Annotated in this window: 25 protein-coding genes; 8 read left to right on the top strand and 17 right to left on the bottom strand. The window is 68.9% G+C overall.

Annotated elements, in window-relative coordinates:
* Window positions 1-38: 38 nt before the first annotated feature.
* The 5 genes from J2S76_RS05155 to J2S76_RS05135 form a co-directional block, all read right to left on the bottom strand.
* Window positions 39-1,370: an NAD(P)/FAD-dependent oxidoreductase gene (locus J2S76_RS05155; RefSeq protein ID WP_307059124.1), complete on the bottom strand. Its 1,332-nt coding sequence runs from the start codon at window positions 1,368-1,370 to the stop codon at window positions 39-41.
* A gap of 136 nt (window positions 1,371-1,506) precedes the next feature.
* A complete protein-coding gene (locus tag J2S76_RS05150; RefSeq protein ID WP_307058154.1) occupies window positions 1,507-3,096 on the bottom strand; it encodes a gamma-glutamyltransferase family protein in 1,590 nt (529 codons plus the stop codon).
* Window positions 3,097-3,112: 16 nt separating this feature from the next.
* On the bottom strand, window positions 3,113-4,438 hold the full coding sequence (locus J2S76_RS05145; RefSeq protein ID WP_307058152.1) for a TRAP transporter large permease: 1,326 nt from the start codon (window positions 4,436-4,438) through the stop codon (window positions 3,113-3,115).
* On the bottom strand, window positions 4,425-4,973 hold the full coding sequence (locus tag J2S76_RS05140) for a TRAP transporter small permease subunit (protein WP_018388302.1): 549 nt from the start codon (window positions 4,971-4,973) through the stop codon (window positions 4,425-4,427). The genes J2S76_RS05145 and J2S76_RS05140 overlap by 14 nt, the downstream gene beginning before the upstream one ends.
* Complete coding sequence (locus J2S76_RS05135) at window positions 4,970-6,064, bottom strand: TRAP transporter substrate-binding protein (protein ID WP_307058149.1); 1,095 nt, start codon at window positions 6,062-6,064, stop codon at window positions 4,970-4,972. Before J2S76_RS05135 ends, J2S76_RS05140 begins: the two co-directional genes overlap by 4 nt.
* A gap of 289 nt (window positions 6,065-6,353) precedes the next feature.
* Here J2S76_RS05135 and J2S76_RS05130 point away from each other — a divergent pair, with 289 nt between their 5' ends.
* Complete coding sequence (locus tag J2S76_RS05130; protein WP_307058147.1) at window positions 6,354-8,714, top strand: acetamidase/formamidase family protein; 2,361 nt, start codon at window positions 6,354-6,356, stop codon at window positions 8,712-8,714.
* A 16-nt stretch (window positions 8,715-8,730) separates the two neighbouring features.
* On the opposite strand, the gene J2S76_RS05125 is transcribed toward J2S76_RS05130, so the two are convergent.
* Window positions 8,731-9,009 carry a hypothetical protein gene (locus J2S76_RS05125; RefSeq protein WP_307058145.1) on the bottom strand — a complete coding sequence of 93 codons (279 nt, stop codon included), beginning with the start codon at window positions 9,007-9,009 and terminating at the stop codon, window positions 8,731-8,733.
* A gap of 397 nt (window positions 9,010-9,406) precedes the next feature.
* On the opposite strand from J2S76_RS05125, the gene J2S76_RS05120 reads away from it, so the two are divergent.
* Window positions 9,407-9,679: a hypothetical protein gene (locus J2S76_RS05120; protein WP_307058143.1), complete on the top strand. Its 273-nt coding sequence runs from the start codon at window positions 9,407-9,409 to the stop codon at window positions 9,677-9,679.
* Window positions 9,680-9,692: 13 nt separating this feature from the next.
* Here the strand turns inward: J2S76_RS05120 and J2S76_RS05115 are convergent, their stop codons facing one another.
* From J2S76_RS05115 to J2S76_RS05105, 3 genes are all read right to left on the bottom strand, one after another.
* Window positions 9,693-11,075, bottom strand: coding sequence for an NAD(P)/FAD-dependent oxidoreductase (locus tag J2S76_RS05115; RefSeq protein ID WP_307058141.1), 1,383 nt, complete (start codon window positions 11,073-11,075; stop codon window positions 9,693-9,695).
* Window positions 11,076-11,202: 127 nt separating this feature from the next.
* Entirely contained in the window at window positions 11,203-13,542 is a 2,340-nt protein-coding gene (locus J2S76_RS05110) for a glucose/quinate/shikimate family membrane-bound PQQ-dependent dehydrogenase (protein WP_307058139.1), read from the bottom strand.
* Between the two features lie 232 nt (window positions 13,543-13,774).
* Entirely contained in the window at window positions 13,775-14,272 is a 498-nt protein-coding gene (locus tag J2S76_RS05105; protein ID WP_307058137.1) for a YciE/YciF ferroxidase family protein, read from the bottom strand.
* A gap of 167 nt (window positions 14,273-14,439) precedes the next feature.
* Here J2S76_RS05105 and J2S76_RS05100 point away from each other — a divergent pair, with 167 nt between their 5' ends.
* Window positions 14,440-14,841 carry a DUF2177 family protein gene (locus J2S76_RS05100; protein WP_307058135.1) on the top strand — a complete coding sequence of 134 codons (402 nt, stop codon included), beginning with the start codon at window positions 14,440-14,442 and terminating at the stop codon, window positions 14,839-14,841.
* On the opposite strand, the gene J2S76_RS05095 is transcribed toward J2S76_RS05100, so the two are convergent.
* Genes J2S76_RS05095 through J2S76_RS05080 form a run of 4 tightly spaced genes read right to left on the bottom strand, consistent with a single transcriptional unit; the run spans window position 14,831 to window position 17,750 of the window.
* Window positions 14,831-15,634, bottom strand: coding sequence for a DUF1295 domain-containing protein (locus J2S76_RS05095; RefSeq protein WP_307058134.1), 804 nt, complete (start codon window positions 15,632-15,634; stop codon window positions 14,831-14,833). The two genes, J2S76_RS05100 and J2S76_RS05095, sit on opposite strands and share 11 nt — an antisense overlap.
* Entirely contained in the window at window positions 15,631-16,512 is an 882-nt protein-coding gene (locus J2S76_RS05090) for an alpha/beta hydrolase (protein WP_307058132.1), read from the bottom strand. The genes J2S76_RS05095 and J2S76_RS05090 overlap by 4 nt, the downstream gene beginning before the upstream one ends.
* 3 nt (window positions 16,513-16,515) lie before the next feature.
* Window positions 16,516-17,190 (bottom strand): ChrR family anti-sigma-E factor, encoded by a 675-nt coding sequence (locus J2S76_RS05085; RefSeq protein ID WP_307058131.1) that lies wholly within the window; start codon window positions 17,188-17,190, stop codon window positions 16,516-16,518.
* Window positions 17,187-17,750, bottom strand: a complete 564-nt coding sequence (locus J2S76_RS05080; RefSeq protein ID WP_307058129.1) for a sigma-70 family RNA polymerase sigma factor — start codon at window positions 17,748-17,750, stop codon at window positions 17,187-17,189. The genes J2S76_RS05085 and J2S76_RS05080 overlap by 4 nt, the downstream gene beginning before the upstream one ends.
* A gap of 206 nt (window positions 17,751-17,956) precedes the next feature.
* Here J2S76_RS05080 and J2S76_RS05075 point away from each other — a divergent pair, with 206 nt between their 5' ends.
* From J2S76_RS05075 to J2S76_RS05065, 3 genes are read left to right on the top strand one after another with little or no spacing between them, the layout of a single operon-like run.
* On the top strand, window positions 17,957-19,333 hold the full coding sequence (locus tag J2S76_RS05075) for an NAD(P)/FAD-dependent oxidoreductase (protein ID WP_307058127.1): 1,377 nt from the start codon (window positions 17,957-17,959) through the stop codon (window positions 19,331-19,333).
* Window positions 19,330-20,112, top strand: a complete 783-nt coding sequence (locus J2S76_RS05070; protein ID WP_307058125.1) for a DUF1365 domain-containing protein — start codon at window positions 19,330-19,332, stop codon at window positions 20,110-20,112. Before J2S76_RS05075 ends, J2S76_RS05070 begins: the two co-directional genes overlap by 4 nt.
* Window positions 20,113-20,124: 12 nt before the next feature.
* Window positions 20,125-21,393, top strand: a complete 1,269-nt coding sequence (locus J2S76_RS05065) for an SAM-dependent methyltransferase (RefSeq protein ID WP_307058123.1) — start codon at window positions 20,125-20,127, stop codon at window positions 21,391-21,393.
* A gap of 10 nt (window positions 21,394-21,403) precedes the next feature.
* On the opposite strand, the gene J2S76_RS05060 is transcribed toward J2S76_RS05065, so the two are convergent.
* From J2S76_RS05060 to J2S76_RS05045, 4 genes are all read right to left on the bottom strand, one after another.
* The gene (locus J2S76_RS05060) at window positions 21,404-21,967 is read right to left on the bottom strand and encodes a response regulator transcription factor (RefSeq protein WP_307058121.1); all 564 of its coding nucleotides are present in this window, start codon (window positions 21,965-21,967) and stop codon (window positions 21,404-21,406) included.
* The gene (locus tag J2S76_RS05055) at window positions 21,964-23,244 is read right to left on the bottom strand and encodes an ATP-binding protein (RefSeq protein WP_307058119.1); all 1,281 of its coding nucleotides are present in this window, start codon (window positions 23,242-23,244) and stop codon (window positions 21,964-21,966) included. The genes J2S76_RS05060 and J2S76_RS05055 overlap by 4 nt, the downstream gene beginning before the upstream one ends.
* Before the next feature lie 317 nt (window positions 23,245-23,561).
* Window positions 23,562-23,909: a hypothetical protein gene (locus J2S76_RS05050; protein ID WP_307058117.1), complete on the bottom strand. Its 348-nt coding sequence runs from the start codon at window positions 23,907-23,909 to the stop codon at window positions 23,562-23,564.
* A 15-nt stretch (window positions 23,910-23,924) separates the two neighbouring features.
* Entirely contained in the window at window positions 23,925-24,182 is a 258-nt protein-coding gene (locus J2S76_RS05045) for a hypothetical protein (RefSeq protein WP_307058115.1), read from the bottom strand.
* A 136-nt stretch (window positions 24,183-24,318) separates the two neighbouring features.
* On the opposite strand from J2S76_RS05045, the gene ccoN reads away from it, so the two are divergent.
* Entirely contained in the window at window positions 24,319-25,794 is a 1,476-nt protein-coding gene (gene ccoN / locus J2S76_RS05040) for a cytochrome-c oxidase, cbb3-type subunit I (protein WP_307058112.1), read from the top strand.
* Window positions 25,795-25,805: 11 nt separating this feature from the next.
* On the top strand, window positions 25,806-26,543 hold the full coding sequence (gene ccoO, locus J2S76_RS05035) for a cytochrome-c oxidase, cbb3-type subunit II (protein ID WP_307058110.1): 738 nt from the start codon (window positions 25,806-25,808) through the stop codon (window positions 26,541-26,543).

Below are 26,543 nucleotides of genomic sequence, written 5' to 3'. Positions count from 1 at the left end.
TTCCGCTCGGGGGGTGACGGATCGAGGGCGCGGGCGGGTCAGAGACCCGCCATCGGGCGCGGGCGCGAGCCGTCGAAGAAGCGCGACAGACGATAGGGCTGCGGGTCGGCGATCGGGCTGGCGCCGGTGACGAGATCGGCGACCAGATGGCCGGCGCCGGGCCCGATGCCGAAGCCATGGCCGGAAAATCCGGTCGCCACGATCAGGCCGGACACCGTGTCTACAGGCGAAATGACCGGCACCGCGTCGGGCGTGGCGTCGATGAAGCCGGCCCAGCTCTGCACGATGCGCGCCCCGGCAAAGGCCGGGAAGCGCCGCTGGAGCGCGGCGAAGGCCTGCCGGAGATAGCCAAGGTCCGGCGCGGGATCGAGCACCCGTGCCGCCTCATAGACCGAGGGTTCGTCGAAGGCGCGCCGCGCGCTCTCCCGCCATTCGGTAACGAAGCGCGGTCCGAGCCGCAGCCGCAGCGAGGCGAATTCCATCTGCAGCGCGGGGAGAAAGGGGAGGGCGAAGCGGAAGCTGTCCGGTACGATCGGCACCACATTCACATGCCCATTGGCGAGGGTGTAGCCGCCATCCTCCCGGCGCCGGAAGGCGAAATCATGGTCCCACAGCGCCGGCGCCGGGCCATTTGGAACCGGCGAGGTGCGCAGCACGCTGGCCCGCACTTTCAATTGCGGCAGGTCGATGCCGACATCGGCGAGGATGCGCCGCGTCCACGCCCCGCCGGCGACCACGACGGTCGAGGTGGCGATGCGGCCGCGCTCGGTGACGGCGGCGATCACCCTTCCGCCGCCGGTCTCCACGCCGCGCACCGCGCAATCGGTGAGGATGATGGCGCCGCGCTTGCGCGCCGCCTCGGCGATCGCCGGCGCCGCCTTCTGCGGTTCGGCCCGCCCGTCGGACGCGCACCAGAGCGCGGCCGGCGGGGGCTTGGTGTCGCCGGGCATATGCCGGGCCAGCGCGGCGCCCGAGAGCATCTCGGCTGCAATGCCGGCGCCGGCGGCGTCCCGTACCCAATCGGCGAAGGAGGCTTCCTTCTTGGCGTCATTGGCGGCGAACAGAATGCCCGTTGTGGCGAAGCCGGTGGAGGCGCCGATATGGGCGTCCATGCCGCGCCACAGGCGCAGGGCCTCGCGGATCAACTCGAATTCGCGCGGGTCGCGCTTGGCCTGCCGACACCAGCCCCAGTTGCGGCTGGATTGCTCGCCGGCGATGTGGCCCTTCTCGCAGAGCACCACTTTGAGGCCGCGCTCGGCGAGATAGAGTGCGCTTGTTGTGCCGATGATGCCGCCGCCGACGATGACGACATCGGCGTCGGGCGGGCAGGTGGGGTCGGAAGCGACGGGTACGACTTGGGGTCCCATGATGGCCTGTTCGAGCATGGAAGTGGCGTGCGGCCCTTCATGCGCGTGGCCGGACGCCGAAGCTAGCAAAAGCGATGTCAGCGGCGATCGCTCTTTCTCGCCTCGTCCACAAGAGGTGCCGAAGTAGCGCCGTCGGGCGTCAGAATCCCATCGCCGCGCCGTCGCTGCGCGGGTCGCTCGCTCCCTCCAGCCGGCCATCGGCCTGGCGGACGATGGCGCCGGCATGGCCCATCATCGCGTCGAAGGGCGCCACGGTCTCCACCTCGTGCCCGGCCGACCGCAGAGCGGCAACGAGTTCCGGCGGGAAGCGGTCCTCCAGCTTCAGCGTTACCGTCTCCGCGCCCCAGGTGCGGCCCAGCAGCCAGCGCGGGGCGGTGATGGCGGCCTGCAATTCCTGCCCGAACAGCGCGTAGCGCGAGAACAGCGCTCCTTGCGTCTGCGGCTGGCCCTCTCCGCCCATGGTGCCATAGACCATGTGGCGGCCATCCGCGAACTGCGCCATGGCCGGATTGAGGGTGTGGAACGGCTTGCGGCCGGGCGCCAGAAGGCGCGGCCCGGCGCCGGCAAGGGCGAAGCTGGAGCCGCGATTCTGCCAGACGATGCCGGTCTGCGGCAGCACGACACCGGAGCCGAACTCGAAATAGATGCTCTGGATGAAGCTGGCCGCCAGCCCGTTGCCATCAATAGCGCCGAGCCAGACCGTGTCGCCGGCCGAGGGCGGCGCCGGCCAGGGCAGGGCGCGCGCCGGGTCGATGCGGGCGGCCAGCCGGTCGAGCGCCCCGTCGGTCAGCCAGTAGCGCGGGTCGCCTTCCATGGCGTCGGGATCGCCGACAAGCCGGTCGCGGACGAGGAAGGCCTGCTTGGTCGCCTCCACCAGCCCGTGCAGATGGGCGAAGCCCTCAGCCTCGCTCACGCCGAGCCGGCTGAACAGGGCAAGGATCATCAGCGAGGCCAGCCCCTGCGTCGGCGGGGGGAAATTGTAGAGCTGGATGCCCGGCAGCTTCACCGAGAGCGGCGCCACCCGGCTCGCGCGGCAGGCGGCGAGGTCGTCCTGCGTCACCGGCGAGCCCGCAGTGGCGAGATCGTGGGCAATCTCGCGCGCCAGGGCTCCGCGATAGAAGCTCTCCGTGCCCTCGATGCCGAGCCGGTGCAGGGTCTCGCCCAGCGCCGGCAGCTTCATCGTGGCACCCGTCGCCGGCGCGGCGCCGTCCACCAGGAAGGCGTCGGCGAAGCCGGAGACATGGCCGAGTTCGGGCTGCTTCTGCGCGGTCAGTTCGCTCTGGCTGGCAGTGACGGCGAAGCCGTTGCGGGCGTGCCAGACCGCGTCCTCGACGAGACGCGCCAGCGGCAGCGTGCCGCCGCGCTCCGCGCTCAGCGCCAGCGCCTCGCCCCAGCCGGCAATGGTGCCGGCGGTGGTGTTGGCGGCGAGAGGCCCGCGCTGCGGGATCGCCTTCAGCCCGGCGCGGAAATACAGCTCCGGCGTCACCGCTGCCGCCGCACGGCTGCAGGCGTCGATCGCCACCGGTTCCTCGCCCGGCGCGCCGACCAGCCAGAAGCCGTCGCCGCCGATCGCGGTCATGTGCGGGTAGACGACGGCCAGCGCCGCCGCCATGGCGATGGTGGCTTCCACCGCATTGCCGCCTTCGCGCAGCACCCGCAGCCCCGCCTCGCTGGCGAGATGATGCGGCGATGTCACCATGCCACGGCGGGCACGAACGGTATTCAGCATGTCACGTAAACTCCGGCTACCAGCCGATCGCCTTCGGCAGCCAGGTCGCTACCGCAGGGAAGGTGAAGACCAGCGCCACGGCACAGATCTGCAGCCCGATGAAGGGGATGACGCCGCGATAGATGTCGCCGGTCGTCACTTCAGGCGGCGCCACGCCGCGCAGGTAGAACAGCGCCCAGCCAAAGGGCGGGGTGAGGAACGAGGTCTGCAGCACGGTGGCGATCAGCGCCGCCGCCCAGACGAGATCCACCCCGGCGTTCTGCATCAGCGGCAGGAACATCGGCACCACGATGTAGCTGATCTCGATCCACTCGATGAAGAAGCCGAGCACGAAGATGATCAGCAGCATGAAGATGAGGATGCCGTCGGTGCCGCCGGGCACCAGCGCGAAGGCGTCATGCACCAGCCGCTCGCCGCCGAGGCCACGGAAGGCCAGCGCGAACACCTGCGAGCAGATCAGCACGAAGAACATCATCGCGGTGATGCGGGCCGTGGTCTGCACCGTGTCGATAAGCGTTCGCAGGGTGAACCGCCCGGCGAAGGCGGCGACGAGGATGGAGCCGAGCGCGCCCATGCTCGCCGCTTCCGTCGGCGCGGCAATGCCGCCGATGATCGAGCCGAGCACGGCGAGCACGAGGCCGATCGGCGGCAGGCCGACCTTCAGCGCGCTCAGCCAAAGTTGCCGGCGCGGCATCGCCTGGCGCTCGGCGAGCGGAATGGCCGGCACTTTTTCCGGCCAGATCACGCCGACGAGCAGCATGTAGACGCAGAAGATGCCGGTGAGCAGCAGCCCCGGCATCAGGGCGGCGGCGAACAGCGTGCCGACGGATTCGCCGAGAATGTCGGCGAGCAGGATAAGGATGGTGGAGGGCGGGATGAGCTGGCCGAGCGTGCCGGAGGCGCAGATGGCGCCGCAGGACAGGCTGCGGTCATAGCCGCGCCGCAGCAGGGTCGGCAAAGTGAGCAGGCCGAGCGTGACGATGGTGGCGCCGACAATGCCTGTTGTCGCACCCATCAGCATGCCGACCAGCACGATGCCCAGCCCCATGCCGCCACGCAGGCCGCCCGAGAGATGGCCGATCACCTCCATCAGCTCGTCGGCGAGCCGCGACTTCTCCAGCATCACGCCCATGAACACGAAGAGCGGGATGGCGATCAGCGTGTAATTGGCGGTAACGCCATAGATGCGCGCCGGCAGCAGGCCGAACAGGCTGGAGCCGAAGCCGAGCCAGCCGAAGAAGAAGCCGCTGATCGCGAGCGTGAGCGCCACCGGCACGCCGATGAGCAGCATGACGAAGAAGGAGGCGATGCAGGCGATCGCCAGGATTTCATTGACGGGCATTGGCAGGCACCTGCGCGGGAGGAGAGGCCTCGCCGCCGAGGAAGGGGATGAGCGCGCGCAGGCTGGCGGCAAGGCTCTGGAGGAGAAGCAGCACGAAGCCGGCCGGAATCATCGCCTTGATGATGAAGCGGTAGGGCAGCCCGCCGGGGTCGGGCGAGCCTTCGCCGATGCGGTAGGACTGCATCACATAGCGCCAGGACAGGATGATGATGATGACCGACAGCGCCACCACGCTCAGCGCCGAGAACAGGTCGATCGCCTGCCGCACGCGCAGGGGCAGGCGGGCATAGAGGATGTCCACCCGCACATGGCCTTCATGCTTGATGGTGTAGGCGATGCACAGCAGCGTCAGCGGCGCCATCAGGTGCCATTCCAGCTCCTGCATCGCCACCGAGCCGGTGCTGAAGACGTAGCGCATCAGCACATTGCCGGCCATGACGAGGACGAGCGCGAAGCCCGTCCACGCCGCGACCCAGCCACAGGCCTCGACGATCACGTCGAGGCCGCGGGCGATCTTTTCAAGCGTGCCGCTCATGAGCCCCTGCGGATCTGGGTCTGGTACACCGCCTCGGAGAGGCCGGCCCACTGGCTGTGCTTGGCCGCAAAGGCGGTGAAGCTGTCATAGACCTTCTTGATCTTGGGATCGGAGTCGGCGAGCTGCTGCAGCGTGGTGGCGGAGACCTCGCGCAGCTTGTCGACCACAGGCGCCGGGTAGGGGCCGGCGATCACGCCCTGGTTCTGCACCAGATCGGCCATCGCCTCGCCATTGGTCGCCTCGCACCAGGTGTGGCTGAGCACGTTGCAGGCCATGGCGGCGGCGCGGACGATTTCCTTGAGATCGTCCGGCAGCGAGTTCCAGGCGGTCTTGTTGACGATCAGCTCGGTGACGTTGTTCGGCTCGTGCCAGCCGGTGGTGTAGTAGTATTTGGCGGCCTTCTGCAGGCCGAGCCGCCGGTCCTGATAGGGGCCGACGAATTCGGCCGCGTCGATCACGCCGCGCTCCAGCGCCGGGAAGATTTCGCCGCCGGGCAGCAGCTTCACGTCGACGCCGAGCTGGGCATAGACCTTTCCGGCCAGGCCCGGGATGCGCATCTTCAGGCCCTTGAAGTCCTCGACCTTCTCGATCGGCTTGCGGAACCAGCCGGACATCTGCACGCCGGTATTGCCCAGCGGCATCGGCACGAGGTTGAAGGGGTCGTAGAGCTCTTCCCACAGCTGCAGGCCGCCGCCATGGTAGATCCAGGCATTCTGGCCCTGGAAATTGAGGCCGAAGGGCACGCAGGTGAAGAACTGCGCCGCCGGCACCTTGCCGGCCCAGAAATAGGAATTGGCGGCGTTCATCTCGACCGTGCCGGAGGAGACCGCGTCGAAGCCCTCCAGAGCCGGGATCAGTTCGCCCGCCGCGAAATGCTGGATGGTGAGACGCCCGCCCGACATCTTGCCGACCAGATCGCAGAAATAGGTCGGGCTGCCCGGGCCGGTGACATAGAAGGGCGCGCCGGGGCCATAGGCGTTGGTCATCTTCCAGCTGAACGTCTCCTGGGCGCGGGCGACGTGCGGCGCGGCGAGCGTGACGGCAGCGGCGGTGCCGGCAAGGCCGGCCCCCAGAAATCCACGGCGATCCATGTTGTTCCCCTTGTCTCGATGGGCGCCGTTAGCTTGCGGCGCGTCCTGATCGGGAGGAGATAACCCGGCGAAACGGCGCCAGGGCAATGCCCCATTGGAGGCAGAGGCCGCGCAAGCGGGTCCTGGGACGGTCGTGGCCAAGGTAAAATGTGATATTAAAAACAACATGTTGTACAGAAATGACGCGATTTTGTGCGGCGGCCTTCCGCATTGGCGCGACAAGTTTTTGTGCGCCGTTCGTCAAAGTGCTTCACTGCGGAAACCGCCTCGCACCGTGTAGACCGCCCACATGAACCGAGCCGCCCCGATTTCGATCAACGCCTTTCCCGCCAGCAAGCAGGAAGCCGCCTGGCGCGAGACGCTGGCCGGCCTCGCTCTTTCGGCGCGGATGCCGAAGGAGGCGGTGTTCCATTTCGGCGAGGTATCGATCAAGCGGTCGCCGACCCAGGCCACCTTCGCCCTGCTGCGCTCGCGGGCGCAGGACCTCGTCCCTCTGGCCGAGGCCGAGCCGCAGATCCTGATCGGCTTCGTCAATTATGGCCGCGGCCACCTCACCGATTCCGGCCGCCGCGCGGCGGAATTCGCCGATGGCGATCTGTGGGTGTGCGATCCGGCGACGCGCGTCTCGGTGCAGTTCCGCAATGATTTCGAGCTGCTGCTGCTGCGCCTGCCGCGCGAGAGGCTGGTAGGGCGCCTCGGCCGCGCCGCCACCGTGCCGACGCTGGTGCTGGGCGAATCGATTTCCGCGCTTGCCGCCCGGCCGATGATGCGGGCGCTGGCGGCAAACTTCGCCATGATGGAGGATGGCGACGTGATGGCGGCCGAGCCGGCCATCACCGAGCTGGTGCTCTCGGCCCTGCTGGCCGAGGCGCGGCCGGAGGAGGACACGGCGACGCAGGTGCAGGCCGCCCATTTCGCCCGCGTCTGCGGGCAGATCGAGGCGCGGCTGCGCGAGCCGGACCTCTCAGTGGCGGATATCGCCAAGGCGGAGGGGCTGTCGGCGCGTTACATCCAGCGCCTGTTCGAGGGGCAGGACCGCTCCTTCTCCGACTATGTCCGTCACCGCCGGCTGGAGCAGTGCCGGCTCGACCTCGTCAACCCCCAGCATGCCGACCGCTCGATCGCCGAGATCGGCTTTCGCTGGGGCTTTGCCGACCAGGCGCATTTCAGCCGGGTGTTCAGCGCCGCCTATGCCATCTCGCCGCGCGACTACCGCAAGTCCGCCGGCTCGACCGTCGCGACCCGCTGGACGCGGGGGCGCCCGATGCACTCAGGCTCGCGCCCGGTGCGGCCGGGTCCGCTCGCCGCCGCCCCCACCGCGCCGGACGCGGATGGGACGGAGGTCGCCGCCCCCGAGAACGCCGTGGCCGGCCGGACGTCGCCGGAGCCGGGATCGCCCGGCGAGCATCATCTGCCGGTGTCGCGCGACACCGTGCATTGGGGTTATCTCTCGCGCACCATTCCCCCGGTGCTGCGGGTGCGCTCGGGGGCGCGGGTCACGGTCGAGACCCTGACCCAGCACGCCTCGGACGATGCCGAGCGGATGATCAAGGGCGATGCCGGCGCCGAAAGCGTCTTTCGCTGGACGCGGGACTTCAAGGCGGTGGACCGGCGCGGCGCCGGGCCGGTGAACGCCTCCATCTTCGGGCGCGGAGCGGGCGAGGGCTTCGGCGTGCACATCTGCACCGGGCCGATCTTCGTGCACGGCGCCGAGCCGGGCGATGTGCTGGAGGTGGAGATTCTCGATCTGCGCCCGCGCCCCTGCGCCAACCCGGCCCATGCGGGGCAGGCCTTCGGCTCCAATGCGGCGGCGGCCTGGGGCTTCCACCATGACGACATTCTCGACGAGCCGCGCAAGCGCGAGGTCATCACCATCTATCGCACCGATGCGGCCGGCGAGAGCGGCTTTGCCGAGGCGGTCTATTCCTTCCGCTGGGTGCCGCAGACCGACCCGTTCGGCGTGGTCCATGAGACGATCGACTATCCCGGCGTGCCGGTGGACCATGCCCGCATCGAGAAGCGCGAGGGGGTGCTGAAGGGCGCCCGCATCCCGGTGCGCCCGCATTTCGGCTTCATCGCGGTGGCCCCGCGCGAGACCGACATCGTCGATTCCGTGCCGCCCGGCTATTTCGGCGGCAATATCGACAATTGGCGCGCGGGGAAGGGCGCGCGGGTCTATCTGCCGGTGGCGGTGCCGGGGGCGCTGCTCTCGCTCGGCGACCCGCATCTGGCGCAGGGCGATGGCGAGATCAGCGGCACGGCGCTGGAATGCTCGCTCACCGGGCAGGTGCGCCTCGTTCTGCACAAGCGCGGCGAGACGGAGAAGGTGTTTCTGAACGGGCTGGCGGCGCCGCTGATCGAGACGCCGGACGCCTGGCTGCTGCACGGCTTCAGCTACACCAACTATCTCCGGGAGCTGGGCCGCAACGCCCAGTCCGAAGTGTTCAAGCGCTCCTCGCTCAGCCGGGCGCTGCGCAGTGCCTCGCGCGCCACCCGCAACTTCCTGATGGAACGCTATGGCCTCGATGAAGACGAGGCGATTTCGCTGATGTCGGTGGCGGTCGATTTCGGCGTCACCCAGGTCGCCGACGGCAATTGGGGCATTCATGCCCGGGTGGCGAAGGCGATCTTCGAGCGCCCGGGCGCGTGACCCGCGCGGCCGGGCCTTAGCGAATCTCCTCCTGCGAGCGGAAGCTGGGCAGCGCGCGCAGGGCGAAGGCGGTCAGGTGCTCGGGATCGCGCAGGCCGGACTTCGCGCCTTCGAGAATCGCGAAGGCCAGAAGGCTGCGAATGCCCTCGCCGATGACAAGCCGTTCGGACACCTGATTGCACGCCCGGGCGAACACGGTGTCGAGCAGTTCCACGTCCTCGGGCTCATAGGCGGCGCCCGCGAGCGCCTCGTCGATCGCGAAAGGGCTTGTGATCTCCGAAATCTCGAAAGACATGCGCCGGCACCTCCCATGGAGTATTGCGAAAGCGCGACGAGAACGGCCCCGTGGTCTCTCAGTCGCCAGCCTGCTTGTCTTCACCGACGATGACGAAGTGTAACATGGCGCGTCGCAACTCGGTGGGGTGGAGATACCTTCGCGCCTCAGCGCCACGATTGTCGCACCCCTTCGCTCGGCGCTTAGGCGCCGCTCCCCGGCCCGCCTGCCTATCCCATTTAACGCGCTGGGGAACCCGGCGGCGTCGGCGGCATTGCCTGAGGTGACGTGACGCGCGTCGCAAGGGTCCGCGCTGCGGGCTCCGGCTTTCTGCCGCGAAATTGATCCGCGATGGCCCCCAGGTCGTAGAAGGCCTTCTGGTGGAGATTGCACAGACTCATCAGCGTGAGCGAGGCACATGGTCAGGACGATCCAAGCCAAGGGATGGCTGCGCACCAGCGGCTTCGGTTCCGCCACGGCCCGCTTCGAAATCCGCTTCGAAAGCGACGGCGCGGTGGGCGAGGTGCGCTCCGAACTGGCGATAATTGCGGAGGCCAAGAGCGCCGGCCGGGCCTTGCTGGTGACGGAGGCCGGCCGGTGGATTTCCATCCGCCCCACGGATATGGCCGGAAACGTCCTGCGGTTCGAGGTGCTCGACGACGAGGCGACGCTGGCCCGCTGCTTCTCCTGAGTGCCCGCCGCGCTCAGGCCGGTGGGTGCAGGCTCGCAGGATCCGGCGGCAATTCGCGCACCGGGGCGGGTTCGACATCACCGGTGATCAGCCGCGCCGCGCGCTGATAGGTGAGGTAGTTCCACAGCCAGGACATCGCGACTGTGATGCGGTTGCGCGCGCCGACCAGAAAATAGACGTGCACGATCCCCCAGAACATCCAGCCGAGGAAGCCGGTCAGTTCGAACCGCCCCAGCTTCACCACCGCGGCGTTGCGGCCGATGGTGGCGAGGTCGCCGGCGTGCCGGTAGCGGAAGCCGGGCGCCGGGGTGCCGGCAAGCCGCGCCGCGATCACCCGGGCGACATGGCTGCCCATCTGCTTGGCGGCGGGGGCGATGCCGGGCACAGGCTTGCCCGCACGGTCGCTGATCGCGGCCGCGTCGCCGATGACGAAAATGTCCGGTTCGCCCGGCACGCTGAGATCGGGCTCGACGCGGCACCGCCCGGCGCGGTCGGTCTCGGCTCCCAGCCATTGCGCCGCCGGTGAGGCGCGCACCCCGGCCGCCCAGATCTTGGTCGAGGCCGGCAGGTGCTCGCCGCCTTCGAGCGTTACATGGTCGGGGCCGATGTCGATGACCGGCCGGCCGGTCAGCACCTCGACGCCCATCGCCTCCAGCCGCTCGCGCGCATGAGCGGAAAGCCGTTCCGGCAAAGCGGGCAGCAGCCGCTCGCCCGCTTCGATCAATAGAATGCGCGCGGTGCGCGGATCGACGCGCTTGAAGTCGGGCGCCAGCGCGTGGCGGGAAATCTCGGCGATCGACCCCGCGAGTTCCACCCCGGTCGGCCCGCCGCCAACGATGGCGAAGCTCAGCAGCCGCCGGCGGGTTTCCGGCGCGGAGGCGACCTCCGCCCGCTCGAAGGCCAAAAGGATGCGCCGGCGCAGCTGGGTGGCGTCCTCGATATCCTTGAGCCCCGGGGCATAGCGCGCCCATTCCTCATGGCCGAAATAGGAGTGCGTCGCTCCCGTGGCCAGGACGAGGTAGTCGTAGCGCAGCGGACCCTCGCTGGTGAGCAGTTCGCGGCGGTCGCGGTCCACCCCCTCGGCCCGTGCCATCAGCATGGTGATGTTGGTCTGGCGTGACAGGACGTGGCGGATCGGCCAGGCGATATCGGCCGGAGAGAGCGTGGCGGTCGCCACCTGGTAGAGCAGCGGCTGGAAGCAGTGATAATTGTGCCGGTCGATCAGCGTCACATTCACCGGCGCCCTGGCCAGCCCCCGCGCCACCTGCAGCCCGCCAAAGCCGGCGCCGACGATGACGACATGGGGTCGGGTGGCGGGCGCGGGCGCGCCGGGCTCCCCTCCGGTGCCGCTCCGGTCGAGCGCGTGGGGTTCGTCGCGTGAATCCTCTGCGGGCATGGCATCCTCATCCCGTTGATGGCGCCCCCGCCCCCTCCGCAGGTCCCGTCGGGATCGGCCTGCCAAGAGGCTCATCCAAGCATTCGCGACGGGCCGGGCGCAACCCTGTCAACGCCCGCCGGGTCCGCTAGCGCGGCAGCGTGTAGGCGATCACATAGTCGCCTGCCTTGGTGCCGATGGAGCCGTGCCCGCCCGCCACCTGCACGATGAACTGGCGTCCTCCCGCCTCATAGCTCATCGGCGTCGCCTGCCCGCCGGCCGGCAGGCGCTGCTGCCAGAGCTGGGCGCCGGTGGCGACGTCATAGGCACGCAGATAATCGTCGATGCTGGCGGCGAGGAAGGCGACGCCCGAGGCGGTGAGCAGCGGCCCGCCAATGCCGGGCACGCCCATCGGGATCGGCGGCAGCGGCAACGGCCCGGCATCGCGGATGGTGCCGTTCTTGTGCATCCAGGCCTTCGTGCCTGTCCGCAGGTCGACCCCGGCGACATAGCCCCAGGGCGGCGCCTGGCAGGGCAGGCCGAGCGGGGAGACGAACGGGCCCATCCGCACGCCATACTTGCCGCCGGCATTGACGTTCAGCCCCGCCTCGCCGGCATTCACCTGCTCGTCGGCGGAAATCTCGTCGGAAGGCACCAGCTGTGAGGTGAAGGCGAGATAGGTCGGCATCGCGAACATCACCTGCCGCACCGGATCGACCGCGACCGAGCCCCAGTTGAAGGTGCCGAAATTGCCGGGATAGACCAGCGTGCCCTGCAGCGAAGGCGGTGTGTAGCGTCCCTCATAGCGCAGCTGGCGGAATTTGATGCGGCAGGCGAGCTGGTCCAGCAGGCTGGCGCCCCACATGTCCTTTTCGCGCAGCGGTTCGGGCGCGAAGCTCAGCGCCGACACCGGCTGGGTCGGGGCGGTCCAGTCGCCCTCGACGGCGCCGCTTGGCGCGGGCACCTCGCTCACCGGAAGAATCGGCTGGCCGCTGCGACGGTCGAGCACATAGATGTCGCCCTGCTTGGTCGCCTGCACCAGCGCCGGCGTGGTGCCTGCCGCCGTGGCCAGGTCGATCAGCACCGGCTGCGCCGGCACGTCCATGTCCCAGAGGTCGTGATGCACGGTCTGGAACACCCAGCGCACGGCGCCGCTGGCGATGTCGAGCGCGACCACCGAGGACGAGTAGCGCTCCACCGCCGGGCTGCGATCCGCGCCGAACTGGTCCGGCGTCGCATTGCCGAGCGGGATATAGACCAGCCCGAGAGCGGGGTCGGCGCTGAACACCGACCAGCTATTGGGCGAGTTGGCGGTGTAGGTTTCGTCCGGCCCCAGCGGGGTGGTTCGGTCGGGATTGCCGGAATCCCAGGCCCACAGCAGGTCCCCGGTCATCGCGTCATAGGCGCGGATGACGCCGGAGGGCGATTCCACATCGTAATTGTCGTTCACGGAGCCGCCGATGATCAGGCGGTCATTCACGATCGTCGGCGGCGAGGTGGAGTAATAGAAGCCGCTCTGCTGGTGAGGCATGTTCGCCCACAGATTCACCGTGCCATTGTCGCCGAAGCCCGCGCATTTGGCGCCGGTCAGGGCGTCGAGCGCGATCAGCCTTGCGTCGGAGGTCGGCAGATAGACCCGCGCCGTGCAGGTCGGGGCCGCCGCGAGGTCGGTCTCGACCACGCTTGCATCGCGATAATAGGAAAGGCCGCGGCAGGTCTGGTGCTGGCGGTTGGGGTCGAGGCCGTCATTGGCCTCGAAGCGCCACCGCTCCGCGCCGGTCTCGGCATCGAGGGCGATGGCGATGTGATGCGGGGTGCAGAGATAGAGCAGATTGCCGATCTTGAGCGGCGTCACCTGATAGGTGGTCTCCGCCACGTCCTCGGGACCGCGCACATCGCCGGTGCGGTAGGTCCACGCCACTTCCATCTCGCTGACATTGGCCGGCGTCACCTGCGCCAGCGGGGTGTAGCGCTGGCCGGCGAGGGTGCGCCCATAATGATGCCACTCGCCATCGGGCACGTTGCTGTCGGGAGCCGTCGCGCCGCCGGCCTGCGCCTGCAGCCGGCCCTCAATGACATGCGGATCGCGCAGCATCGCCGCGCCGGCAACGCCGATGCAGACCAGCACCGTGGCGGCGAGGGCGATCCGCGCGCCGTCCCAGCGGCGCAGGCCGCCCAGCGCCCAGGGCGTCAGCAGCCACAGGCCGAGCAGCACCACCAGCCCGCCACGCGTGGCGAGCGGCCACCAGTCGAAGCCCACCTCCCACAGCGCCCAGCCCAGCGTCGCCGCCAGCACCGCCGCGAACACCAGCCGCGCCGCCGGATGCGCCCGTCCCACCAGCGCCGCGCAGACCAGCAGGCCGAGGCCGAGCGCCGCATAGAACCAGCTGCCGCCAAGGCTCACGAGCCAGAGGCCGCCGCCGGCAAGAAAAAGCGCGACGAGGGCGATCAGGATCGCCGTGGCCAAGGTGGAGAGGGGGAAGCGCATGAGCCAGCCTTTCGGTCCAGAGGTGCGGCGCGTGGCGCCGACCCGGAACGGAAAGGAGCGGCCGGAGCCGCCGCTGACGCGACGGAACCGCACCGGAGAGCCCAGCGCGTGCGTTGGGGTAACGGGCGAGCGCGCCATGCGTTCCCCGGTAGGGGCGGGAAGACGGCGCGTCGGGCCCGGCGTTGTCAGCAACGCGCAGGAGGCGCCGGCACCGCCGGCGCCCCTTGCCGCCTTACGCTGCCTTGAGCGCCTTCTGGTTGGCGACCTGGTCGGCCAGCTTGGTGAGGGCCTCGTCGGTCATCGACTCTTCCTTCAGCGTGGCGTCGAGCAGCTTGACGGCTTCCTTCATGCCGAGCACCTGCGCCCAGCGCTTCAGCGTGCCGTAGCGGGCGATCTCATAGTGCTCCACCGCCTGCGCGGCGGCGGCGAGGCCGGCGTCGAGCGCGGGCTGACCCTTGAATTCCTCGAGGATTTCCTCACCTTCTTCAAGAATGCCCTCGATGGCGGCGCAGGTCTTGCCCTGCGGGCGCTTGCCGATCAGCTCGAACACCTGCTGCAGGCGCTCGATCTGGCCTTCGGTCTCGTCGCGGTGCTTCTCGAACGCCGCCTTGAGTTCCGGCGACTGCGCGCCGCGCGCCATTTTCGGCAGCGCCTTCAGGATCTTGCGCTCGGCGTAATAGATGTCCTTCAGGGTCTCGTGAAACAGGGTTTCAAGGTTCTTTTCAGCCATGTCGGTCTCCGTCGCGTGATGTCCCAAGCCTCGGGCCGACAACAAAGGCTGTGACGCTTCGTTCCCGCGTGCGGAGCGCGCTTTTTCCGCCGATAGCGGGAACTGATCCGGGCGATGCGGCGCGCCGTACCCTCCTGAACACCCTTCACCGCTCCAGAGGCGCGCTTATGCAGTTCTTCGTCGCTTACCTATCGACCGGGCTTGTCTTTCTCGCGCTCGACGCGCTCTGGCTCGGCTTCATGGCCAACCGCGTCTATCGCCCGCTGATCGGCGATCTGATGGCCGAGCAGCCGAACTGGCCGCCGGCGGTGCTGTTCTATCTGCTCTATGTCACTGGCGTGGTGGTGTTCGCCGTGCAGCCGGCGCTGGCCTCGGGTCGCTGGACCACGGCGCTGATGCTCGGTGCCTTTCTCGGCCTCATCGCCTACGGCACCTACGACCTCACCAACCATGCGACGCTGCGCAACTGGCCGGCGGCGATGACGGCGATCGATCTCGCCTGGGGCACCTTTGCAACCGCCATGGCCACGACGGCCGGCATGCTCATCACCCGCGCCGTCACCGAGTAGGGGAACGGCCCCAGCCGGGCCAGAAGGCGTTGACGCGGCGCTGATAGGCGCGGAACGCCTCGCCCCGTGAGCGCAGCATATGCGCTTCCGTCGGCGGAATGCCTGACGCGTGCACCAGCAGCACATACATCAGCGCGGGGGCGAGCAGCGCCGCCAATCCCGGCAGATAGGCGAGCGAGAGCGCGATGGCGGGATAGGCGGTCCAGCCGAGCCATTCGAAGAAGTAATTGGGGTGGCGGGTCAGGCCCCATAGCCCGGCATCGCACACCCGCCCGCGATTGTCGGGGTCGGCGCGAAAACGCGCCAGCTGGCGGTCGGCGAGGGCGGCGCCGGCCACCGCGGCGAGGAACAGCGCGGCGCCCAGCCCGTCGCCCACCCGCCAGAACGGCAGCGGGTTATGCGCCGCCGCCGCCACGGCGACGACCAGCACCAGCCCGGCCAGCGCCTGCACCTGCAGGAAAAGGAACAGCCTTTGCGAGGCCGCCGATCCCCATTGCCGGCGCAGATCGGCATAGCGCGGATCGTCATGGCCCTTCAGCGTGCGCTGCAGGATATGCGTGCCCAGCCGCAGCGACCACAGCGCGACCAGCGCGGCGACCAGCCACTGGCGCGGCGCCCAGGGCTCGCCGCCCAGCGGCAGCAGCGCCGCCACCACCCCGGCGGCCCCGGTGGCATAGGACCACACCGTGTCCACCCAGCCATGATTGCCGCTGCGCTCGGCCGCCCACCACGCCGCCGCCATGGCGAGGCAGAGGCCCAGCGTGAGCACGGCAAGGGAGACGAGCAGCGTCATCGGCCGGCCTCCGGCGTGGTCACGCGCCCGATGAAGCCGGTCACATCGTCCAGCACGGGGGCGATGAGGCGCAGCGGCGGGGAGAGCGCCCCGAGGATCAGTCGGTGGTCGGCCCGGTCATAGAGCTTGAGGCTTACCTCGCCGCCCTCCGCTTGGATGCGCTCGGCCAGCCGCACGCTGTTGCCGGGCTCGACCGTGGTGTCGCGGGCGCCGGTGGCGAGGAAGGCGGGCGGCGCCTCGCCGGTGACGAAATGGATCGGCTGGCTGCGCCCGCGCCCGGCCTCTGGGCCGAAGATCTCTTTCAGCTTGGCGCTTTTCAGCGGCAGGAAATCATAAGGACCGGCGAGCCCCACCAGCCCGGCGACGTCGCGCCTGGGGTCGAGCCGCACCGCGCCCAGCCACTGCCGGTCGAAGGCCAGCAGGGCGGCGATCTGCGCGCCGGCGGAATGGCCCATGAGCACGAGGCGGGAAGGGTCGCCGCCATAGGCGCTCGCATTGTCGTGCGCCCAGCGCACCGCCCGCGCGCCATCCTGCACAAAGGCCGGAAAGCGCACCTGCGGGTAGAGCCGGTAGTCGGCGATGATGACGACCATGCCCCGGCCGGCCAGCGCCGCGCCGACGAAGCGGTACATGGCCCGCTCGCCGGAATCCCAGCTGCCGCCATAGAAGAACACCACCACCGGCCGGCCCTGCGCGGCGCCTGTGGTCGGGGCATAGACATCAAGCCGGTGCCGGGACCCGTCGGCATAAGCGAGGTTTTCGGTCACGCGCACCGGCTCCAGCCGCGAGAGCGCGTTCAGCACGGCGGTGGGTCCCTCGGCGGCGCGGGCGGCGCCCGTGCTCAGCAAAGCGAGGGCGATGAGCAGCGCCGCGCGCATCGCCTAGATCCGGACGAAGGGCTGCACCAGCCGGCCGAAGAAGCCATTCAGCCGCATGCTGCCCTCCAGCGCGGCGAGGCAGATGCACTCGCCCTCGGGGTCGACGATCGGCTGGTGCTCGATCTCCTGGTCCATCTCGCTGAGGTCGCCGGGTCCGTAGCGGCCATAGCCGTCGGAGAAGGAGCCGGAAATCACCTGGGTGAACTCGGTGCCGACATGGCCGTGATCGGGCAGCTTGCGTCCCGGCCCGACGCGCAGCAGCGTCAGCCGCGCCTGCCGATCTTCCGGCAGCCTCACCGTGCTCGCCCGCACGCCGAGCCCGATCCAGCGCCAGGGCCCGATCTCGCAGTCGCGCAGCGCGGCGGGCAGGGGTATACCGCCGGGCAGCGTCACTGGGGCGCTCGGCATCGCGCGAGCGCGCGAGAGCGGCGACACGGCCGCATACTGCGGTTCTGCGTCGATGGCGCGCAGCGCGGCGGCAAAGGCGTCCGGCGCCATCGGCGCAAGCGGCATCGCCTCCAGCAGCGCCCCGCCCACCGCCTCGAACTCCCCGAGGCGGGACCGGCAGCACGGGCATGTGGCGAGATGGACCGCGAGCACCCGCGCCGGCCCGGCCGGCAGCTGCCCGGCGGCATAGCGCATCAGCGTTTCGTCGGTCGCGTGATGGCGGATCGTCATGATTGGCCTTCCAGCAGAACGCGCAGCCGCCCAAGGGCAAGGCGCACGCGGGATTTGACGGTGCCCAGCGGCAGGCCGAGCTCGCGGGCGATTTCCGAATGCGCCTTCTCGCTAAAGAAGGAGAGGCGCAGCACGGTGGCCTGTTCGGCGGAGAGGGTCTTCAGCGCCTCGCGCACCCGGGCCTCGCGCTCCGCCGTCAACAGCAGCGTCTCTCCCGAGGGCGCGGTCTCGACCTCGCCCTGCTCGTCCTCACTGGCGGCGGCGGTCCGGATCCGCCTGAGATGGTCGATCCGCAAATTGCGGGCGATAGTGAAGATCCACGTCGCCGCGCCGGCCCGCGTGGCGTCGAAATAGGATGCCTTGCGCCAGACCGAGAGCATCACCTCCTGGGCGATCTCCTCCGCCGTATTGGGCGGCAGGCCGGATTTGCGCAGAAAGGCATTCAGGCGCGGGGCGAAATAGCTGTAGAGACGCGCATAGGCTTGGCGGTCGCGCTCGGTGGCGACCATCCCGATCAGCCGCGCGAGCTCCGCGCCGTCCGGCACGCCATCATCTTTCATAAGCCGCGTCACCTCCGGCCTCCGCCGCAGGGGCAGGCAAGCGCGAGGCTCTGCGGTTCGGACATCTTCGAGCGAGGCATTCATGAACCCTTCTACGCGCCGGCTCTGCCGCTGGATCATTCCGCTCGCGAGTGATCCAGCGCCGTGCCCGTGCGTACACAGTAGACAACCTTCGCTCCCCGCTCCACCGTCCGGATTCACGCGCCATGAACATTCGTCAGGACTTCGTGCCCGGCCCGGCGCTGTCCATCGCCGTCATCGGCGCCGGCATTTCCGGCCTGTCCGCCGCCTGGCTGCTGTCCAAGCGCCACGATGTGACGCTGTTCGAGGCCGAGGCACGGCTCGGCGGTCATTCCAACACGGTGGAGGCGCAGGGCGTCGCGGTCGATACCGGCTTCATCGTCTATAACGAGAAGACCTATCCCAACCTCACCGCGCTGTTCGCCCATCTCGATGTGGGAACGAGCCCCTCGGAAATGTCGTTCGCGGTGTCGCTGGATGGCGGCCGGCTGGAATATTCCGGCTCGGGGTTGCGCGGCCTGTTCGCCCAGCCCCGCAACCTGGTCTCGCCCCGCTTCGGCTCGATGCTGGCCGATCTGCTGCGCTTCTACCGCAACGCGCCGCGCGATCTCGCCACCATGGGCGACCAGAGCCTCGACGCCTATCTCGACGCCCATCGCTATGGCGCGGCGTTCCGGCACGATCACCTCTACCCGATGGCGGCCGCGATCTGGTCGACGCCGGCCGCCGATGTCGGGCGCTATCCGGTCGCGGCCTTTGTGCGCTTCTGCGCCAATCACGGCCTGCTCCAGCTGACCGACCGCCCGGTCTGGCGCACCGTGACCGGCGGCAGCCGCTGCTATGTCGCCCGCCTGCGCAAGGCTTTTGGCGGCCGCGTTGTCGCCGGCGGGCCGGTGCGTGCGGTGCGCCGGGGGGCCAGCGGCGTCAGCGTCACCGATGCGTCCGGCGATGCGCGGCGTTTCGACCATGTGGTCCTCGCCACCCATGCCGATCAGGCCCTCGCGCTTCTGGAGCGGCCCACTGCCCGCGAGCGGGACCTGCTCGGCGCGTTCCGCTACAGCCGCAACGAGGCGGTGCTGCATGCCGATAACAGGCTGATGCCGCGACGCCGCACGGCCTGGGCAGCGTGGAACTATTTGGCCGACCGCCGCGCCGGCGAAAAGCTGTGCGTCACCTATTGGATGAACCGCCTGCAGGCGATCCCCGAGAGCAACCCGCTCTTTGTCACGCTGAACCCGGTGGAGCCGCCCGCCGACGACAAGGTGTTCTACCGCGCCTCCTATGAGCACCCGCTGTTCGACAGCGGGGCGATGGCGGCCCAGGATCGCCTGTGGTCGCTGCAGGGCGAGGGCGGGCTGTGGTATTGTGGCGCCTATTTCGGCGCCGGCTTCCACGAGGACGGGCTGCAGGCCGGGCTCGCGGTGGCCGAGGCGCTGGGAGGGGTCAGGCGTCCATGGACGGTGGCGAACGAATCCGGCCGCATCGCATTGCCGCCCCACCACCCGGCGGCCGCGCGGATACGCCACCCTGCGGGGCCGGCCGGGCCGGAGCTGGTGGCATGAGCGAGGCCTCGGCGCTCTATGCCGGCGAGGTGATGCATGTACGGCTGAAGCCGCGCCGCCACCGGCTGGCCTATCGCCTGTTCTCGCTGCTGCTCGACCTCGACGAGATCGCCGGCTTGGATGCAAGGCTGCGCCTTTTCTCGCGCAACCGCTTCAACGTGTTCAGCTTCCGCGACCGCGACTACGCAGATCCCGATGCCGGGCCGCTCAAGGCGCAGGTCGAGCGCCTGCTCGCCGCCGCCGGGCTGGCCCCCGATGGCGGGGCGATCCGGCTGCTCACCCTGCCGCGCCTGTTCGGCTACGCCTTCAATCCGCTGAGCGTGTATTTCTGCCATCGCCGCGACGGTTCGCTCATCGCGCTGCTCTATGAAGTGAACAACACCTTCGGCCAGCGCCATTCCTACCTGATCCCGGTGGGCGCGGGCGAGGTCGCCCCGCTGCGCCAGAAGGCGGAGAAGCGGTTCTATGTCTCGCCCTTCATGGATATGGGCCTGACCTATTCCTTCCGCATCACCCCGCCCGGCGAGGGCCTGCGCATCGCCATTCTCGCCAGCGACGCGGAAGGGCCGGTGCTGAGCGCGGTGCAGACCGCCCGGCGCCTGCCCCTGAATGATCGCCAGCTTTTGCGGGTGATGCTGAGTTATCCGCTGTTGACGCTGAAAGTGATCGCCGGAATCCATTGGGAAGCGTTGTGGATATGGGCCAAGGGCATCGGCCTGCGCCCGCGTCCGCAGGCGCCGGACTCCCCTGTCAGCATTTCGCCCGCGCACCGACCCTGAGGAAAGAGCCGTATGCCGCGTGACGCCGATACCCTCGCCCATCTCCCCACCGATGTGCCCGGCACGCTCGACGCGCCGGCCGCGCGCGCGCGGCGCGGCACGAGCGTGCGCCATGGCTGGCGCGAGGCCGTGCTGGCGCGGCTGCTGCGCCAGCTGGCGGTGGGCAGCCTCATCGTGGTGACGCCGGAAGGGCGGCGCCTCACCGGGCGCGGGGGCCATCCGGGGCCGGAGGCGACGCTGGTGCTGCACCGCTGGCGCGCGCTGCGCCGGCTGATTACCGGCGGCGACATCGCCTTTTCCGATGCCTTCATCGCCGGCGACTGGTCGAGCCCGGACCTGCCGTGCCTGATCGAGCTTGCCGCCCACAACCTGCCCGTTCTCGCCGGCCGCATCGATGCGCTGGGGCCGGTGCGGCTGTGGAACCGGCTGCGCCACGGGCTGCGCCGCAATTCCCGCACCGGCAGCCGCCGCAACATCGCGTTCCACTACGATCTCGGCAATGAGTTCTACCGGGCGTGGCTCGATTCCAGCATGCTCTATTCCTCCGCGCTGAGCGTGCCGGCCGGCCAGACGCTGGAGGCGGCGCAGCAGGTCCGCCTCGCCCGCATCGTCGACATGCTGGGGGTCCGGCCCGGCCAGAGCGTGCTGGAGATCGGCTGCGGCTGGGGCGCACTCGCCGCCGCGATCGCGCGGTCGGGGGCGGATGTCACCGGCATCACCCTCTCGCGCGAGCAGCTCGCCTATGGCCAGGCGATGCTCGCCGCCGATCCCGTCCTTGAGGCGCGCACCGAACTGCGGCTGCAGGATTATCGCGACGTTGCCGAGCGCTATGACCGCGTCGTCTCCATCGAGATGATGGAGGCGGTGGGCGAGGCTTACTGGCCGACCTATTTCGCCAAGCTGCGCGCCTGCCTGAACGAGGGCGGCACGGCGGTGCTGCAGGTCATCACCATCGCCGAGGACCGTTTCGAGTCCTACCGGCGCAACACCGATTTCATCCAGCGCCACATCTTCCCCGGCGGCATGCTGCCGACCAAGACGCATATTGCCGATCAGGCGCGGGCGGCGGGGCTCGAACTGGTGGAGACCCAGTGCTTCGGCGAGGGCTATGCGCAGACGCTCAGCGCGTGGCGCGCCCGCTTCCTGGGCGCCTGGCCGCAGATCGAGACGCTCGGCTTCGATGCCGACTTCCGGCGCCTGTGGGAGTATTACCTCGCCTATTGCGAAGGCGGCTTCCGCGCCGGCGCCATCGATGTCGGGCTCTATCGCCTGAAGGGGTGAGCGGGCGGCCTCACTTCACCTGCCGCTTCTCCAGCTTGCGCGCCAGCGTGCGGCGGTGCATGCCGAGCCGCCGCGCGGTCTCGGAAATGTTGAACTCGGTCTCCACCAGCGTCTCGTGGATGCGCTCCCATTCGAGGTTCTTCAGCGAGGTGGGGCGCCCGTCCAGCGGCACCGAGACATCGCCCTCCACCCGCTCGAACGCCTTCTCGATGTCGTCGGCATTGGCGGGCTTGGGCAGATAGTGGCAGGCGCCGAGCTTGATCGCCTCCACCGCCGTGGCGATGCTGGCAAAGCCGGTGAGCACGACGATCCGCATGCCGGGGTCATGGGCGTGCAGCGCCTTGACGCAGTCGAGCCCGGATTGCCCGGCGAGCTTGAGGTCGACCACCGCATAGGCCGGGCGGACATGCGCCAGCAGCGCCGCCACCTCGTCCAGCCCGGCGCAGCTTGTCACCTGATAGCCGCGCCGCTCGAAGGAGCGCTTGAGCGTGCGGGCGAAGGTGGCGTCATCCTCGACGATGAGCAGCGGGCCGGCGGGCCAGGCTCCGTTCGCGGCGGGCGCGGCCTCGTTCATGGCGTGCCTCCCGAAAGCCCGGCCAGCGGCAGGGTCAGCCGCACCCGGGCGCCGCCCTCGGCCCGGCTTCCCGCCTCCAGCGCGCCGCCCAGCCGGCGCAGCACGTTGACGACCAGGAACAGGCCGAGCCCGGCCCCGGCGCGCGCCTTGGTGGAGCGGTAGGGCTTGCCCGGCGCCGCCGCGATGTCGGGCGGAAAGCCGGGGCCGCGATCCGCCACTTCCAGGCACAGCGTGTCGCCTTCGCGCCGCGCCACCAGCCCGACCCAGGCGGGCGAGGCTTCCAGCGCATTGTCCAGCACGTTGACAATCACCTGCTTGAGCGCGAGATCGGAGATGACGGGCTCGTCCGGGGCGAAGGCGTTGTCATAGTCGAAGGCGGGGGGCGCGCGCAGCGCCCGCCAGTCCGCCACCGCCTCGTCGAGAAAGGCGCGCACGCTGGTGCGGATCGTGCCCTCGCCGCGCGCCTCGCCGGAGGAGAGCAGGATGCCGGTGACGATGGATTTGCAGCGGGCGAGCTGCGCCTGCATGTCCGAGAGGTCCTGCGCCAGCTCGCGGTTGCGGGTGAGCGTCGGCATCTTCTCCCAGTCATTGAGGATGACCGAGAGGGTGGAGAGCGGCGTGCCCAGCTCATGCGCCGCGCCGGAGGCCAGCAGCCCCATGCGGACCACATGCTCCTCCTCCGCCGATTGCTGGCGCAGTTCGGCCAGCCGGGCGTCGCGCTGGCGCAGATTGGCGTTGATGCGGGTGATGAACGCCACCAGCAGGCAGGCCGACAGCAGGAAGCAGATGAACATGCCCTGTATGTGCAGGTTCCAGAACCCGCCCATATGGCTGTGCGGCATCAGAATGTCGCGGTGGAAGGCGGTGAGGCCGACGAAGCAGGCGCTGGTGATCGCCACCAGCGTCCACACCGACCACGCCTCCAGCAGGATGGCGCCGAGGATGACCTGCAGCAGGAACAGCGTGATGAACGGGTTCAGCGCCCCGCCGCTGAGATAGAGCTGCGCGGTGAGCGCGCCGACATCCAGCAGCAATTCGAGGAACAGCTCGGTGTTCGTCACCCGCTCACGGTGGCGGTAGCGCAGCAGGCTGACCAGATTGAGCCCGACCAGGAAGGCGATCACCGCCAGCATCTCGAACAGCGGCAGGGCTATCGCCAGCTCGGCATGCACGAACCAGATGGTGACAAGCTGGCCGATCGCCGCGATCCAGCGCAGCTGGATGAGCAGCAGTAGGTTTTTCCTGTCGCTTGTGTCGCCGGTGGAATCCGAAACCAATCCCTGACGCCTCCCGCCGCGCCGACGGGCTGCCCGCAGCCCTCCCCGATAGTCCGCAACACGCGGCGCGCGGCACAGACTTACCCGTCTGCCGCTTCTAGGGCGAGCGCGCCTTGAGGCCGATTGGGCATTCTGTCCAAGGGCGCCCCCCGCCACCCACTGTTAAGTAGTTCTACGAAACCAACCGGCGCGCTTGTCCTGCGGGCGGCGTGGCAGAGACCTCGTGTGCCGCCAAGGCGCAAGTCTGAGGAACGCTGATGTATTGCCTTTCCACAGGCGCCCTGAATACGCTTTCGGGCGCGCGCTACTACCCTCCGTTACAGACGCAGAACGCGGCTTTGTCTGTGTTCGGCGACGTCGCTGCGGGGCTGGGCCCGCGCCAGTGCCGGAATCATCTGGGCGGTGCGCGCCCGGGCCCGGCGGCCCTTGCCGGGGGTCTGCTCGTCCTCGCCCAGCAGCATGATGGCGAAGCCCATCTGCACGCTGCCGAAGGTGATGCCCACCGCGCCGGTCAGCACGATCAGCGCGATCAGGCCGGACGAGGACTGCGTCATCAGCGTGCCGAGCCGCGCCACGTCCAGCAGCACCAGCGTGCCCACGAACAGGGCGCCGAGGCCGACGCCGATCAGCGCGTGACGCATCAGGAAGCGAACGAGGTGGGGCATGGCGGCTTTCCCCTTTCAGGAGCGGGCCGGCGGCCGGCGCATCAGCTGGATCGCCTCGGCCGCGCACATGGCGCCAGCATAGACCGCGAGCAGCGCGGTGAAAACGGCGAAGCCAATGTCTCCCGCCGCCGCGAAGCCCGCCAGCGCGAGCAGGGCGAGGGCGCCATGACTGAGCCCGATCGCCCAGCCCACCGGCTCGCCGCGTGGGCCCATGGCGAGATAGGCGCCGGTTATGACCGCGAGGGCGATCAGGATGAAATGGGTCGCGGTCATGTAGAGTCTCCTGAAAGGTTGAGTGTAAAGTTCATAAATTGCAATAGTGAAAACAATAGTCAATTCATCCTAATGTATAAAATGAATAAAATGCTCGCAAGTATACGTAGTAACGCATTTGGGAGTGGTTGCTGACATGGATGCGGCCGTCACCTGGGCGCACGCCGCCCGTTCGCACGCCATTCCGGGCTATAACGAGGCCATCATCCGCCGCTTTACCGTGGCGACGGTGATCTGGGCGCTGTTCGGCTTTTCCGCCGGGGTCATTGTCGCGGCGCAGCTGGCCTATCCGCAGCTCAATGTCGGGGAATACTTCACCTTCGGCCGGCTGCGGCCGGTGCACACCTCGGGTGTCGTCTTCGCTTTTGGCGGCAATGCGCTGATCGCCACCTCGCTCTATGTGGTGCAGCGCACCTGCCAGGTCGGGCTCTGGGGCGGGTCGCGCCTCGCCAATTTCCTGTTCTGGGGCTACCAGGCATTCCTCGTCATCGCGCTGTCCGGCTATGTCATGGGCATCACCCAGAGCCGCGAATATGCCGAGCCGGAATGGTATGCCGACCTGTGGCTGGCGGTGGTGTGGCTCACCTATCTCGCCATCTTCGTCGGCACGCTGGTGCGCCGGCGCGAGCCGCACATCTATGTCGCCAACTGGTTCTTCCTCGCCTTCATCATCACCGTCACCGTGCTGCACGTCGTCAACAATTTGGCGATGCCGGTCTCCTTCGTCGGCGCCAAGAGCTATTCGGCCTTCTCAGGCGTGCAGGACGCGATGGTGCAGTGGTGGTACGGCCACAACATTGTCGGCTTCTTCCTCACCGCCGGCTTCATCGGCATCATGTATTATTTCGTGCCCAAGCAGGCGGAGCGGCCGATCTATTCCTACCGGCTCTCCATCGTGCATTTCTGGGCGCTGATCTTCCTCTATATCTGGGCCGGCCCGCACCACCTGCACTACACCTCGCTGCCGGACTGGACCCAGACGCTCGGCATGGCGTTCTCGATCATGCTGTGGATGCCGAGCTGGGGCGGCATGATCAACGGCATCATGACGCTCTCGGGCGCGTGGGGGAAACTGCGCACCGATCCGATCCTGCGCTTCCTCGTGGTGGCGGTGGCGTTCTACGGCATGGCGACCTTCGAGGGGCCGCTAATGGCGCTGAAGTCGGTCAATTCGCTCAGCCATTACACCGACTGGACGGTCGGCCATGTCCATTCCGGCGCGCTGGGCTGGGTCGCCTTCATCTGCTTCGGCGCGCTCTACTACATGGTGCCGCGGCTGTGGCGGCGGCCGCTCTGGTCGCACCGGCTGGTGGAATGGCACTTCTGGATCGCCTCCATCGCCATCGTTCTCTACATCACCGCCATGTGGGTCGCCGGCATCGCCCAGGGGCTGATGTGGCGCGCCTATGACGCCTTCGGCTTTCTGCAATATTCCTTCGCCGACAGCGTCGCCATGCTGCACCCCTACTACGTGATCCGCCTGATCGGCGGGGTGCTCTACCTCACCGGCGGGGTGCTGATGGCGGTCAATTTCGCCATGACGCTGCGCCAGCCCATCCGCCAGCCGGTTCCCGCCCGTGCGCCGCAGGCGGCGCCGGCGACGGCGTCGTGAGGGAGGCGGAGATGGCATCGAACGCTGAGCACCCCACCGGCCACGCCCTCATCGAGCGTTCCACCACGCTGCTCTTCGTGCTGACGCTGCTCGTCGTGCTGATCGGCGGGCTGGTGGAGATCGTGCCGCTGTTCAAGCTGGAGACCACGGTGCAGCCGGTCCCCGGCATGCGGCCCTATTCACCGCTGGAGCAGATCGGCCGCAACGTCTACACGCGCGAGGGCTGCTACACCTGCCACAGCCAGCAGATCCGTCCGTTCCGCGACGAGGTGGAGCGTTACGGTCCCTACTCGGTCGCCGCCGAGAGCATGTATGACCACCCCTTCCTCTGGGGCTCCAAGCGCACCGGGCCGGACCTCGCCCGCGTCGGCTCGAAATATTCCAACGCCTGGCACCTCGCCCACATGATCGACCCGCGCAGCGTGGTGCCGGTGTCGATCATGCCGGCCTATGCCTTCCTGAAGGACCGCGACATCGACGTGGACGGCTTCGGCGCGCATATGCGGGCGCTGCGCGATGTCGGCGTGCCCTATTCCGATACGATGATCGCGCAGGCGCCCGCCGATATCCGCGCCCAGGCGAGCGGCGAGGAGACGGAGGGGCTGCTCGCCCGCTACCCCAAGGCGCGGCTCGGCGATTTCGACGGCCAGCCCGGCCGCGTCACCGAGATGGACGCGCTGATCGCCTATCTGCAGGTGCTGGGCACGCTGGCGGATTTTTCGCAGGCCACCCCCGGGGAGGGCTCCTGA

The sequence above is a fragment of the Ancylobacter vacuolatus genome (assembly GCF_030813595.1).
Classification (GTDB): domain Bacteria; phylum Pseudomonadota; class Alphaproteobacteria; order Rhizobiales; family Xanthobacteraceae; genus Ancylobacter; species Ancylobacter vacuolatus.
This window is presented reverse-complemented; position numbering and strand designations above follow the sequence as displayed.

Coding starts and splice junctions, on each gene's coding strand:
- J2S76_RS05150 (WP_307058154.1), bottom strand. CDS start 3,096: ATGCTGAATACCGTTCGTGCCCGCCGTGGCATGGTGACATCGCCGCAT.
- J2S76_RS05145 (WP_307058152.1), bottom strand. CDS start 4,438: ATGCCCGTCAATGAAATCCTGGCGATCGCCTGCATCGCCTCCTTCTTC.
- J2S76_RS05140 (WP_018388302.1), bottom strand. CDS start 4,973: ATGAGCGGCACGCTTGAAAAGATCGCCCGCGGCCTCGACGTGATCGTC.
- J2S76_RS05135 (WP_307058149.1), bottom strand. CDS start 6,064: ATGGATCGCCGTGGATTTCTGGGGGCCGGCCTTGCCGGCACCGCCGCT.
- J2S76_RS05130 (WP_307058147.1), top strand. CDS start 6,354: ATGAACCGAGCCGCCCCGATTTCGATCAACGCCTTTCCCGCCAGCAAG.
- J2S76_RS05125 (WP_307058145.1), bottom strand. CDS start 9,009: ATGTCTTTCGAGATTTCGGAGATCACAAGCCCTTTCGCGATCGACGAG.
- J2S76_RS05120 (WP_307058143.1), top strand. CDS start 9,407: ATGGTCAGGACGATCCAAGCCAAGGGATGGCTGCGCACCAGCGGCTTC.
- J2S76_RS05115 (WP_307058141.1), bottom strand. CDS start 11,075: ATGCCCGCAGAGGATTCACGCGACGAACCCCACGCGCTCGACCGGAGC.
- J2S76_RS05110 (WP_307058139.1), bottom strand. CDS start 13,542: ATGCGCTTCCCCCTCTCCACCTTGGCCACGGCGATCCTGATCGCCCTC.
- J2S76_RS05105 (WP_307058137.1), bottom strand. CDS start 14,272: ATGGCTGAAAAGAACCTTGAAACCCTGTTTCACGAGACCCTGAAGGAC.
- J2S76_RS05100 (WP_307058135.1), top strand. CDS start 14,440: ATGCAGTTCTTCGTCGCTTACCTATCGACCGGGCTTGTCTTTCTCGCG.
- J2S76_RS05095 (WP_307058134.1), bottom strand. CDS start 15,634: ATGACGCTGCTCGTCTCCCTTGCCGTGCTCACGCTGGGCCTCTGCCTC.
- J2S76_RS05090 (WP_307058132.1), bottom strand. CDS start 16,512: ATGCGCGCGGCGCTGCTCATCGCCCTCGCTTTGCTGAGCACGGGCGCC.
- J2S76_RS05085 (WP_307058131.1), bottom strand. CDS start 17,190: ATGACGATCCGCCATCACGCGACCGACGAAACGCTGATGCGCTATGCC.
- J2S76_RS05080 (WP_307058129.1), bottom strand. CDS start 17,750: ATGAAAGATGATGGCGTGCCGGACGGCGCGGAGCTCGCGCGGCTGATC.
- J2S76_RS05075 (WP_307058127.1), top strand. CDS start 17,957: ATGAACATTCGTCAGGACTTCGTGCCCGGCCCGGCGCTGTCCATCGCC.
- J2S76_RS05070 (WP_307058125.1), top strand. CDS start 19,330: ATGAGCGAGGCCTCGGCGCTCTATGCCGGCGAGGTGATGCATGTACGG.
- J2S76_RS05065 (WP_307058123.1), top strand. CDS start 20,125: ATGCCGCGTGACGCCGATACCCTCGCCCATCTCCCCACCGATGTGCCC.
- J2S76_RS05060 (WP_307058121.1), bottom strand. CDS start 21,967: ATGAACGAGGCCGCGCCCGCCGCGAACGGAGCCTGGCCCGCCGGCCCG.
- J2S76_RS05050 (WP_307058117.1), bottom strand. CDS start 23,909: ATGCCCCACCTCGTTCGCTTCCTGATGCGTCACGCGCTGATCGGCGTC.
- J2S76_RS05045 (WP_307058115.1), bottom strand. CDS start 24,182: ATGACCGCGACCCATTTCATCCTGATCGCCCTCGCGGTCATAACCGGC.
- ccoN (WP_307058112.1), top strand. CDS start 24,319: ATGGATGCGGCCGTCACCTGGGCGCACGCCGCCCGTTCGCACGCCATT.
- ccoO (WP_307058110.1), top strand. CDS start 25,806: ATGGCATCGAACGCTGAGCACCCCACCGGCCACGCCCTCATCGAGCGT.